The organism is Pseudomonas sp. GW821-FHT04D07 (assembly GCF_059420225.1).
Genome location: NZ_JBWKTH010000032.1, coordinates 31,915 through 44,657 on the forward strand (window position 1 = coordinate 31,915; position 12,743 = coordinate 44,657).

Here is a 12,743-nt window from a genome sequence, read left to right on the forward strand (position 1 = left end):
TCTACGCAGAGGTGAGGGCGATCTCTATCTGCCGGTGCAAGTGTTCGACACTCAACGGCTTGTCCGCGAACAATACCCGGAACACCGTCGGCGCGACGATCAGGTCGAGCAGGCGCTCGACGCTGGGCAGCGCAGCCTGCGGGTAACGATCGACAATGCTCTGCAACTGCCCGCCGAGAATGGTCGTGCAATAGCCAGTGGTGGGCCGGCATTGCACATCACGCATCATCTGCCGGCCCGGTTCCGAACTGATTTCATCCAGATACTGCTCAGCCCAGGCCCGCAGGTCACCGCGCAGGCTGCCGGTATTGGCCGGCTCGACTTCCGGGCGCATGCGCGCCAGGGCGACATCCGCCAATAACGCCGCCAGGTCGCCCCAGCGCCGATAGATGGTCGAAGGCGTAACCCCGGCCCGCGCCGCGATCTGCGGAACGGTCAGGCTCGCGCGGTCCTGCTCTTCGAGAAGCATACGGACTGCCTGATGAATCGATTCCTGTACCCGAGCGCTGCGACCACCCGGACGTACACTTTCTTTGATTGCCATGCCAAAACCTTAACACAAAGAATTTGCTTTAAGAAAAAGGCCGTAGCACACTCCGCAAAAGCAATATTTTAGCTTTTGCGCTTTCTCCTGTGGAGTGTGTCCATGTCCAATAGCCTCGAAACGCCCGTTTCCAAACGCGCCAGCCTAGTGTTCCTATCACTCACCTTGCTGACCTTCCTGGCCGCCTCCAGCGCACCGACGCCCTTGTACCCCCTGTATCAGGAAACCCTGCAATTTTCCGCGGCGACCCTGACGCTGATCTTCGCGGTGTATGCCCTGAGTCTGCTGGCGGCGCTGCTGACGGTCGGTTCGTTGTCCGACCATCTGGGCCGCCGGCCGGTGATCTTTGCCGCGCTGGTGCTGGATATCGGCGCGATGTGGTTGTTCATCGCCGCCGACAGTGCCGCGTGGCTGATCGCCGCGCGGGCGCTGCAAGGCTTTGCCACCGGCATGGCCACCAGCGTACTGGGTGCGTCCCTGCTGGACAACGACAACCGCAAGGGCCCGCTGATCAACAGTATTGCGCCATTGCTGGGGATGGCCTGTGGTGGCCTTGGTTCCGGTTTGTTGGTGGAGTTCGCGCCACAGCCCATGCAGTTGGTGTACTGGGTTCTGTTCGGCCTGCTGGTGATGCAGGCACTGTTTGTCTGGCGCTTGGCGGAAACGGTCAGTGCGCAGCCGGGCGCCCTGGCGTCGTTGCGCCCAACCCTGCACGTACCGCCGCAAGCGCGTAAGGCCCTGTGGATCGCCTTGCCGGTGGATGTCGCGGTCTGGGCCATGGGTGGGTTCTACCTGTCCCTCGCGCCTTCGCTGGTACGTGCCGCGACCGGTTCGACCTCGAACCTGATCGGTGGCGTGCTGGTGGCGGTGCTGACCCTCAGCGGTGCGTTGGCGATCTTCACCCTGCGCAATCGTCCGGCGCAAAAGGTCCTGCGCCTGGGGGCCGCGCTGCTGGCCATCGGCGTCAGCCTGATTCTGCTGGCGGTGCACAGCGCCAGCCTGGTGCTGTTTTTATTCGCCACGTTGGTGGCGGGCAGCGGCTTCGGTTCGGGTTTCCTCGGCGCGTTGCGCAGTGTGGTACCGCTGGCCTTGCCCCACGAGCGGGCGGGGCTGATGTCGGCCTTTTATGCGCTGAGCTACCTGGCGTTCTGCCTGCCGGCGTTGCTGGCGGGCAACCTGTGCCAGCGTCTCGGCCTGATCACCACGACCGACGGCTACGGCGTGATGTTGATCGGGCTTTCCCTGGGCGCCTTGCTGATGTTGGTAGGGCGCCGTCCGGCGCGGGACCTGGTGGCCTGAGCCGGTCAGCCGGCTGATCGGTTATTGCAAGATCGATGGCGGGGCGCTGGTCAGACTGGGGTCTTTTAGCGGAATGACCACGGCGCCCCATGACGACTCCCACACGTTCCGGCCTTCGGGCGCCATTGCCGGCGTCCACTCAGTTGGCCTTGCGCCTCCAGTCCGCGGACCTGACGCAGATGCTCGGCCTGTTGCAGGAGGTGGCCTGGCAACCGCTGTCCGCCCAGGCCCGTTTGTTCCTGCAGCCGGAGAGTCTGTTCGGTCTGCATCATTTGCTCCGCCATGTGCTGCCCTCGCGACGGATGCGGCCCCAGGGCGCGGTGCCCATGGCCTTTGCCTTGCAGACCCTCAGGCAGGCACTGTTGCACGAGCCCGAACCGCGGCGCCGAGTCGAGCTGGCCCATGACTGCGTCGATGCGTTGCTGCTCAGGACCAAAGGGGTATGGGTCGGTAAGCGCATTGCCCAGTTGCACGGCCTGGAGGCCATGGATATCGCGACCCAGGCGTTTGTCGAGCTGATCCAGGGCTGTGCGGCGATTCTTCGCGATCATGCCTTTATCATGGCGCGCCTGGGTATCGGTGTCGGTTGGTTCGGTGGTGATACCGGGGTCGCCGCGAAGTTGGGCAAGGCCGGCACCTATGGCTCCGGCGGGCATATCAATCGGGCACGTTTTGCCATTTTGCGCAGTGCACTGGTGCGTGGCGATGGAATCAAGCGGCCAGCCCGGGGGGCGGAGCCGGTGCTGGATGCCGCGTGGTTGCGTCGGGAGGCTCAACTGGATCTTTATCGTTTGGAACAAGAGGCGGATGTGCATTCTTTTTCCGGCGGTTTGCGCCTGTTCAACAGTCCATAACCTGTGTGCCGGCTTGCTGGCGATGGCGGCCGGATGGGCGGTGCATGGCTGACGGGCCTCATCGCCGGCAAGCCAGCTCCGAGGGGGGGGGGCAACAGGGTATTTTACGGTCGCCGTGGGAGGGCAATGACTGGCTCCGTGACGATGAAATCAGGCGACGTCTTGCAGTTGCTGGAAGCAAAAACCTGTGCTTACCTCATTCCATGGTCGCCACTGATTTCCAACAGGACAGATGACGGCTAACAGTTGGACTCCAAGCGCGAGTCCGGATACATGTTCACAAGCAAGGCCCATCGTAGGCAGGCGGATGGTATTGATCGCCGGCAAGGCTCAGCTCTTGGCTGTGCGTTGGGCTTGTAGTTTTACTGGGTAGTTTCGCGCGCAGGCTGTGGGTCTGGAAGTCTTTCTTCGGAGAACTTTTATGCCACCTGATCTTCGCTCGCCTTCCAGTACCCCTTCTTCAGCTCCCCGGGCCCTGTTGGCGACAACCCTGATGTCGCAGTTGAATCCCTCTGGAAGCGAAACCATCCATGCCATTGTTGCGCAGGCGGGCTCGATTCTGGAGCTGGCGCGGGAGCAGCCTGAGCGATGGATTGCGCAGGGCTTGCGCATCGGGCAGGCGCAGGAGCTGCACGAGCGCGCGGTGAGCGCGGCGATATGGATGGCGCGGCAGTATCGCGAGCGCGAGCTGAGAGGCGCGGATAGCCTGACCTATGATGTGCGCCGCGGTTTTGCCTCGCTCACGGATGGGCCGCGTTATGACATGGAGTTTGACGAAGACTGGTCGAACATGGCCCGTCCGAATGCCATTGAGGCCAGAACCTCGCCCGTGGCCTACCTGGTCAGCCTTTACAAGAAGGCGCTCGCCCTGGAGGGCGCCGGCGACGAGGGGAACCGCTTTCGTTTGCAGGTTCGACGGCCGGATATTGCCGCCGAACTGATTGACTCCGCGGCGATGACACAGGAGTGCTCGGTGTTATCGCTGTCGACGAAGATTTTGGAGGCGTCGCTTCTCGATGCCGAGGGGCTATCGGATTCCGACGCCATCGAGGCGGACAGGGTCCTCGCGAAAGCGCGTTATCCGCTGAGCATGCCCTACGAGCATTGGGTTGAGCAGCTTCAAGTGATCTTGTCGCTTTTTGACTCGTCTGTTTCAGCTTTTGGCGAACTGGCGCGGGCAACCGATCCGGATTTTCATTATTTTGCCTTCCCAGGCATGCAGACCGATCGCGGCGACGATACCTTCCTGCTGAGTTTACCGATCGGCCCGGCGCGCCGGGAACTTCTTCTGGAAGCGCTTTTCAACGGCGCCCGGCCAGGCAACGAAGAGGAGATAGCGAACTTTTATTGGACGACCTATCGGGTCTATTCCAGGGCGGCTTTAGAGGACAGCGCGGAATTCTGCACGCGCACCGGGATAACGCGGGACGCGCTTCCCGGGTTGTTTGCCGTCAGGGAAGACGCGCCGGTTTTGTCCAGACATGTGTCGCAAACGACGGTTTCCCAGCAGGAGCCCGGCCCCCATGAGTTTGGCGCGGTTTACATCAATGGGGCGCAACACCCCGCCATTGACCTGCTGGCTATGCATGACCCGCACAGCTTCCGACAGGTCAGGGACACGGAAGCCGTCCCGGTCGATCCACCCGTTCAGCTTGCCAATCTGACGGATGAACGCGCGGACCGGATCCACCGGCTGATCCGGCTCAGCCGATGGCTCGGGAGCTCTTTTCGAGAGATGGATCAACTGATTGTCGCCGCCCATCACGCCGAGAAAAAAAACGGAGCGCCACAAATTACGCGCAATACGCTGAAAGCCCTTGGGGTTTTCTGCGAAATGCGGCGGCGTTATGCGGTGACCGCGGAGGATTTTGCCGCCTGGCTCGACAAGGTATCGATTTTTGGCGCTGGAGAGACGGTCGCCCAATACGACCGCATTTTTGTCAACCATGGGCTTTTGGGCGAGCCCCTGGTTCTGGACAATTCGCCATTCAGCGCACGGATCGAAGACAACACGGATGAACACGGGCGGGAAACCGTCCAGGCGATTTGTACGAGCCTTGGCCTGGATACGTCCGAGTTCACCTATATGGCGCGTGTTGTCGCCAATAGCTATGACCCGCCGGAGCTCAAACGTAACCTGGAGATTTTGTCCTCCTTCTATCGCATTGTCAGCATCGCCCGCTATTTGGATGTTCCGCCGACGGTCCTGATCGGGCTTGTGCAGATGCTCGGCCAATCGGGGCCGGTCTTGAAGCAGATTGCCGGCGTCCCTTCGGTCGATGCGCTGCCCACGCTGGGAGCAACGGATTTTTCCGCAGCGTTGATGGCGGTTGTCGATTGCGTGCGCTGGTGCCGGGACAAAGGCATCGACCTGGCGTGGTTTGTGCGGGCCATGCGCTCAAACACGACAGTGCCCGTGGCCAGCGACAGTGAACGGCAATTGGTCGCCAGTTTACATACGATGCTGGGAGGTCTTCGCATCACCAATGAAGTCCTGGAGCAAGCCGGTGTTCCCCCCGCGTTGAATGCCGTGGCGACGGCCGTCGGGATTGATTGGGTGACAATGCTTACGGACGTTATCGATGCCCAGGGCATTGTGCTTGACGGTGTCTCGGGCTCGGACACGGATTACGCGGTGAGTGTTCGCAACATCGTTGCCGACGTGGTGGAGAGGATCGCCCAAGGGGAGGAGGATTCTATCCACGGGGACGACCAGGGTGAGGCGCAAACGCTTAAAAATACGGTGGTGGAGTCCGTGACCGCGGTCATTCTCCGGATGCGGGCTTCGCAGCGGGCGCTGGTCGAAGAGCATTTAGCCACCTACTTGGCGATTGCGTCCGATCTTGTCCTGCCTCTCATAGAGTGGGCCGATCAGAGCGTCTACGACATTTTGCGCTGGGTGTGGGAGACGGAAGGCGTGGTGACCCCCGCCGAGTCATTGCGCGCGATGGCCTTGCAGCTGTTGAGCCGCTCCGATCCGGTTGCACAGCGTTTGCGTGCTGTGGCCCGGCCTCGGGAAGCGCTCCTCGGGGACGACGACTTTGAAGATTGGAGCAATGTCGATGTCATGCTCCAGAAGCTGGGGAGCTTGCATCGCCTGGCCGATGTGGTTCGTCAGTTCGAGTTGGATGGCGAAATGTTGAGCCGCCATGCGGCGAACAAGCGGCAGTTGGAAGGTCGGCCCGAAGCCCCCGACTCATTCGGATTTGCACCAGGGCTGGACGCAACCGGCGCGATTGCACTGACCACGCTGTACCACCTGCAAACCTATCGCGATGTCGCGTCGCGAATGCAAGCTTCGCCATCGGCATTGATGGACTATTTGTCCCTGGTCAACGATCCGCAGGCCTTTGATCCTGAGCTTATCGCCGAGAGCGAGGATTATGCCCGCCTGATGCAGGATGCGGCCGCGGTCAAGGTCGCGGAGATGTTGGGCATCAGCGCGCGCGAGGTGCTGGAGGCCGCACGTTTTATTGCACCGACGGGGGTGATTACGCAACTGAGCCAGTTCAATGGCTTTATCCGAATGCTGGAAATGGCCCGCACGAGCCAGCTCAGCATTCTGGCGCTGCATGAACTGGGCGGATTGCCGGTGTCCGCCAATACGGAAGACTATCGCAACGCCGTGCAATACGCGCTCGGCAGCCTCTACGCCGGTCGGCTGCAAGTGGGCGGCTCCGGCAATGCCCCCGAGGTCGGCCAGGCCGCGACGAGCGAGGCTTCGGTCGACCGGACACGTCTGGTGGCCAACGCGCTGAGCTTGGCCCCGCAAAAGGCCCAGGCGGTGTATCGCCTGCTGGTGCGGGACTTGAGCGGCAAACCGCTGGTCAATATCCGCGTACGTTGGTCGCTGACAGGCCCCGGGGCTTTGGATGCGGATATCTCGCACACGGACGCGGACGGTGTGGTCGAAGTCACGCTGACATCGAGTGCCGAGATGGGCATTGCCACGGTGTTTGCAACCATCGGGCTCGATCAGCGCATTGCCATGCCCGCGGTGACCATCGACTGCGACGAGGCAACGCTGAGCCTGCGTCAGCCGAAACCGGATGAGGAGATTGCACCCAAACTGGCCGGCCGTCGTGAGTCGTTCGAATTGTCCGTTATCTTGCGGGACGGTTATGGGAACTGGGGGCGTAACCGGCGTGTGCGCTGGAGCGTGATCGAGGGGCCCGGCCAGTTCAAGAAGGATACGACGGTTGCCGATGAAAACGGCGTCGCCCATGCCCAGTTGTTTAGCAACGAGGAGGGGGTCACGAAGGTCCGGGCAACCCTTGGCGAAGGTCTGGAGCTTGAAGGTTTTGCGGCGTTTCGCTTCATCGATGCGCCCTTTATCGATAAAAGCAGCTACAGGCTGCGCTTCAAGGGGCCGAATGTGCTGGGGCTGGACGTCACAATCGCCTGCCGCGTTCTCTCACTGAGCGGAGCGGGCAAGCCGGGAGAGCAAATCGACTGGAGCGTGCAATTCGCTGATGAGTCGAATTATGAACCGGGCGAGCCGGTTGCTTCTGATGTCGACGGGTACGCGGTTCTTGAGTTGCCTTCGTCCGTGCTGAAGGAAGGAGCGATGACGGTTCGAGCGACCCTGTTGCCTTCACAGGCAGGGGATGAGAGGGCAGAGTTTTTCGAACAGGTCATGATCATTCTGCCCGTGCCGAGGCTTGCCGCGGCATCACCGGCCAATGTGTCGGTGATTGCGCAGGCCGGTGAGGTGGTGCATGTGCGGGTACGGGTGGAAGCCGAGGTGGGGGCAGACTCCGCGACGGTGTTTCAGGGGGTTGGCGAATACCCCGTGCAATGGGCCATGGACGGCGGCGGGAGCGGCAAAGAGACGCGGACCGATGCCGAAGGCATGGCGGTTTTTGCCGTGCCGATTGATCGGGCTGGAGAATATACCCTCTCGGCCACGCTGGAAGTCCCCGCGGGGCAGGCGGTGACATTCACGGTGAATGTCCTGACAGAACCGCATTGGCGGTTCTTCCTGGCGCCGATCGGGCAGCCGGCGAGCGAAGACGAACAGGATTCGCTGACGTTCATCGTCGGCAAGCAATACACATTGACCCTTGAGGATCGGTCCGACGCCAGTGATACGGCGGAACGCGAGATTGCCCTGACCTGGAGCGGCGTCAATCCGGTCGGTCAGGGGCTGGTGGCCAATCCGAGTTTCTTGCAGATGCGTCGGCTTCCCGAGGGCGGACGCTTGAGCTGGCAGATCGATTGCCGGCAACTGCCGGATCCCAGAGCGGTGTTTTCGATTGGCGCGGCACTGCAAGGCACCCGGTACAGCCAGATCCTGCGAACGAAAATCCAAGTGGATGAGCCCGCGTCCCGACGACCGCGACGTTGAGCCGCGCTGTCACGGCAATGGTTTTTTTACGCATTGCAGACGTACATCGATTCCTCCGCGCCGATGTCGAGAGCGCATAAGGGGGGATCAGCCATCAGGAATGAACTTCCAAGAGGCGTGGTCATGACCGATCTTACGACGAAACTCGAAGCCTTGAGCAAGCAGCGCCAGGAAGCGCTCCTTGAATGTTATTTGGGCGCCGTGGCGGCCCGGGACGGCGATACGAATGTGTTGGCGAGCGCCGCCGATCTCGACGCCTATCACCTGTTCGACCACCATGTCGGCACGGCGCCGAAGACCTCCGCCGTGGGCGAGAGGATCGCCAGCTTGCAGCGCTATATCCACGGTATCTACTCCGGTGACGAGCCGGGTTTCGGGCAGGATTTCGATGAGCGGGAAGTCGAAACCTGGCGCCAGTGGGAAAGCCGTTATGCGATCTGGGCCGGCGCGCAGAAACTGCAAAGCTATCCGGAAAACTATATCGATCCGGAATTGCGCATTGTCAAATCACGGTTTTACCAACAGTTGGAAGGGGATCTGGCGCAGGGGCGCCTCAACACTGAGCGGGCACGATCGTCGGTTCTCGCCTATCTCGAGAAATTCGAGGATATCGCCGACATCGATGTGCTCAACGGTTATATCGATGGGCCTTTTGTTAGGTCCGATTCAACTGTTTATCGGGCGGATTATTATTTTCTCGGGCGCAAGCGTGGCGATAACAAACATTACTGGCGCAAGGCCGCCATTGTTCTCGGCGAGGCGCAAACACGTGTTCCTCCCAGTGCCTGGAGCGAATGGGAGCCCATCGAGGCCGGGATTGGCGATGCAACGAATGTGCGCCTGACCTTCTTTGGCAACCGGCTTTATGTGTTCTGGGTGAGCCGGTCGTCCCTCAATGAAATCGGCGGGAGTGAGGGACTTAACTGGGACCAGTTTGATATTCGCTTCTCCTATCGCAGTTTGAGTGGTACCTGGGCGCCGCCCTTTACCGTTGACACGGTCATGCTCGAGCGCAAAAGCGTGGCACTCGGTAAGCACCATCGACGTGTACGCGCCGATGAGGAAGGTAATCATCTTCTGGCGATCGTTAGCGATAGCGGGCTTACCAAGGAAGCAAAACAGATGGTGCTCGGCGTTATCCTGTCGACCACCGATGGTGAAAGCACAACAGGCTATTACGCGTGGGATGAACTGTTGAACCGCATTGATCTCGCGGAAAAAGAGCGTGGTCACATCGATCACCTGCTTGAGCAATATTCGAGGGAGGAGCCGGATAAAGGTCCGTCTTACCTCCAACGACGCTTACCGCTGTTGGGCGAAGACAGCGATTACAAGGGATGGGCGGTCGAGTCCATTCGAGTTAAAAGCAATGAACATCCGTCTGGGCTCACACGCTACCTACTTCTAGGGGCAATGAACATCGCTGGAAAACAGCTTTTTGTCACAGTGGGTAGCGTGCAGAAACTGTATGAGAAATGGATATCTCATTCACGCGCGCGGGTTCACCCCAATCTCTTGGCACAATATGCCTTTATTGATATTGACATTAGTCTCCATGAGCCGTCCCCTGTCGAAGCCCGTCATTCCGCCTACTACAGCATAGTGATTGATTTTGCGTCGGGTAATTATACGTCCCCCGCACGGATCGAGTTTTTAAACGAGCAGGGGGCGGCGGGCCATGTCGTGACGTTTGATGGAGGGCACGCGATAGTTGCCACGACCGTTCCGGCGTTAAACAGTGATGGCGATTATAGAGATATATTTTGGCAGATGGCCAATCTAGCGGATGACGACTACAGCGTTCATGGAACCTGGCTGAAAATCACGAGCAACGGCAGTTCCAACTTTGCAATCAATAAAAAATTCTCTCGTCGTGGTACTCAATCCGCGGCTCCACTCGCCCTGCCAATTTGGGTAGGCGAAGACAAGGCGCCTGCCGGTGAGCTGCGGCTGTTTCGATTTAATGGCGCTGCGTTGCACTTGAACTTGACCCCTTTGGCGGGCAATCCGCAAATCGTTGCCGTCGGGTTGGGGGAATACATGGACGACACCTGGAGCCAGGGTTATCAAGAATACGAGGTCAGGTTGAAGCCGCCGCGACTCAATGGGCCGAGGCTTGTAAGGGGACCCGAAAGCGTTCAAGGCCAAGCCGGTCAGTTTCTCGATTTTGGGGCTGAGTTCGGTGCGGACAAAACCGTCGAAGCCATCCGCCTGAACACCACATTCGGTCGCGAATTGGTGGAGCGGGCGGCGCTCTCCATCGAAAATTTGCTCTCCTGGGACAGTCAGCACACCGAAGAACCACCGCGCCCGGGGGCCGATAAGCCGGAATTTCTCGATTTCCACGGGGCGAACGGGCGCTATTTCTGGGAGATATTCTTCCATCTTCCACATCTGATAGCGGTACGGTTGCGCCGCGAAATGAGCTACGAGGATGCGCTGGGATGGTTGCACTATCTGTTCGACCCGTCCGCCAGGATCAATCCGGGACGGGTCGAAACCACCGCCTATTGGCGCTCGCGTCCGTTGCTGATGGCGGGCGACCCAAGCTTCGAAGTGGCCTCGCCCGCCGATCCGGATGCCATCGCCTACAGCAGCCCGATCCATTATCGCAAACGGATTTTTCGCGATTATGTCGAAACCCTGATTGAATGGGGAGATTGGCTTTATCGACAACTCACGCGCGACAGCCTGACCGAAGCCAAAATGCTCTACCTGAGGGCGGCGCGCATGATGGGGCCGGCCCCTGACGTGCGCGGGGCCTCCAACTGGACGCCAAAATCACTCAGTGAGCTGGAGGCTGCTCGAAACCTCGAGTGTTTCGATGCGCTCGGCCCATCGCTATCGGTCGATACGCTGATCAATCTGCCGCTGACATCCGGCCATACACTCTTGGCGCCCCTGCTGGACCACCCGGACTTCCGCCCGGAAATCAACCGGGACCTGCTGGATCTCTGGGACACTTTGGAAGCACGCCTGCACAACCTGCGGCACTATCTGACCCTCGACGGCAAGCCCATCGACCTGCCGCTTTACGACACGCCCATCAACCCCAAGGACCTGATGCGGGCCCAGGCCGGTGGTGGCGGCTTCAACCTGCGGGACATCCTGACGCCGCCGGTCGTCCCGCCTTATCGCTTCAGCGCCATCTTGCCCCGTGCGCAACAAGCGGTACAGACCCTGTGCCGGTTTGGCGATCAACTCCGGCAATACATCGAACAGGCGGATCGCTGCGAGCAGGAAACCCTGCAACAAGAACATCTTATCGAGATGGGCGACTTCAGCCGCGAGCTGCAAGTCGAACTGAAGCGTCATGCCGATGCCATGTGGGACGCCCTTGAGGCTTCCCGACAGGCGATTGTTGAGCGAGAAACCTATTACGAGAAGTTGATCCAGAAGGATCTCAACAAGGACGAAATCGAGGCGAGCGAGAATCTGAAGCGTGCAAAAACAGGCGCCTTGACCTCGGGAATCAGCAGCAGTTTCGGACACGCGGCGGAAACCTTTGCCAATATTTTCGGTGTGGCCTCGGGGGGCATGAAATACGGTGGTCCGGCACATTCTGTCGCAGCAGCAGCCAGTACCTACAGTCAAAGTGAATCGCTCTACAGCGGCCTGCATGATCGCTACGCTTCGCAACAGCGCTTGCGTCAAGAGTGGAACTTCCAGCACAACGCAGCGATCGCCGAGCGCGAGGCGCTGAATCAGCAACTGCAAGCCCAGGCCATCCAGATCAAGGCGTCGGTGGTCTCGCTCAATCAGCAGGTGCGCGCCATCGAACAAGCCAGGGAGATGTATGCGTTTCTCACCCAGACCCGCACCTCCCGGGCATCGCTCTATCGCTGGATGCAAAGCAAGATGGCCACGCTTTATTTCCAGACCTACGATGCGGTGACCGCCCTGTGTTTGTCGGTGCAGTCCTGCTGGCAATATGAAATTGGCGATTATGACACCCATTTTATCCTGCCCGGCGCCTGGGTCGACAGCCATCATGGCTTCACGGCCGGCGAGACGCTGACACTTGGCCTGCTGCGCATGGAGTCGGCGTTTGTCCATCGCTATGAACGGCGCTTGACGATCAGGAAAATGGTCTCGCTGCGCGACTATTTCGCGCCAGAAGAGTGGACAGATAAACTTCGTACGCTCCAGAGCAGCGGAAAACTGGACTTCAGCCTCGATAGCCGGTTTTACGACAGCGACTATCCCGGCCATTATCTGCGTCAGATCCGGCGTGTATCGATCACGCTGCCGGCGCTGCTCGGCCCCTATGAAACGGTCAGCATGATGCTCACGCAAATCTCCAGCAAGCTCTTGATCAAACCCGATCTTGGCGGCGCTCGTCATCTCTACGATCCACGACATGCCGATGCCGATACCACCTATGTGCGCTACAACCTGCGCGCCCAGCCGCAAATCGCGGTTTCCGACGGACTCGACGATGACGGTACCGGCTCGCGTTTTGCCTTCGACGAAGAGCGCTACGCGTCCTTTGAACGAACCGGCGCGATCTCCTCATGGCAGATCGCTATTCCACGGGCTCTCCCCGGCAAGCAAGAGCAGCTTCTCGCATCGCTGACCGACATTATCGTCGAAGTGGAATACACCGCTCTGGATGGCGGCAGAGACTTCGCCGAAAAGATCGAAGGGCTTTTAAGTGAAACGGGGTTTCGCCAGTAGGGCGGGGAACCCACCCAGCCTT

General features: G+C 60.0%; 5 protein-coding genes. 4 read left to right on the plus strand and 1 reads right to left on the minus strand.

Annotation, left to right across the window (positions count from 1 at the left end; translation table 11 throughout):
* Position 1: 1 nt before the first annotated feature.
* Positions 2–544: a TetR/AcrR family transcriptional regulator gene (locus AC07T0_RS27060; RefSeq protein ID WP_495004062.1), complete on the minus strand. Its 543-nt coding sequence runs from the start codon at positions 542–544 to the stop codon at positions 2–4.
* 102 nt (positions 545–646) lie between these two features.
* Here AC07T0_RS27060 and AC07T0_RS27065 point away from each other — a divergent pair, with 102 nt between their 5' ends.
* The 4 genes from AC07T0_RS27065 to AC07T0_RS27080 all read left to right on the plus strand — a co-directional run bounded on the left by AC07T0_RS27065 (position 647) and on the right by AC07T0_RS27080 (position 12,721).
* Positions 647–1,843: an MFS transporter gene (locus tag AC07T0_RS27065; protein WP_495004063.1), complete on the plus strand. Its 1,197-nt coding sequence runs from the start codon at positions 647–649 to the stop codon at positions 1,841–1,843.
* Positions 1,844–1,932: 89 nt separating this feature from the next.
* Positions 1,933–2,697, plus strand: coding sequence for a hypothetical protein (locus AC07T0_RS27070; RefSeq protein WP_495004064.1), 765 nt, complete (start codon positions 1,933–1,935; stop codon positions 2,695–2,697).
* Positions 2,698–3,190: 493 nt separating this feature from the next.
* Positions 3,191–8,044 carry a Tc toxin subunit A gene (locus AC07T0_RS27075; RefSeq protein WP_495004065.1) on the plus strand — a complete coding sequence of 1,618 codons (4,854 nt, stop codon included), beginning with the start codon at positions 3,191–3,193 and terminating at the stop codon, positions 8,042–8,044.
* 123 nt (positions 8,045–8,167) lie between these two features.
* Positions 8,168–12,721: a Tc toxin subunit A-related protein gene (locus tag AC07T0_RS27080; protein WP_495004066.1), complete on the plus strand. Its 4,554-nt coding sequence runs from the start codon at positions 8,168–8,170 to the stop codon at positions 12,719–12,721.
* Positions 12,722–12,743 lie beyond the last annotated feature (22 nt).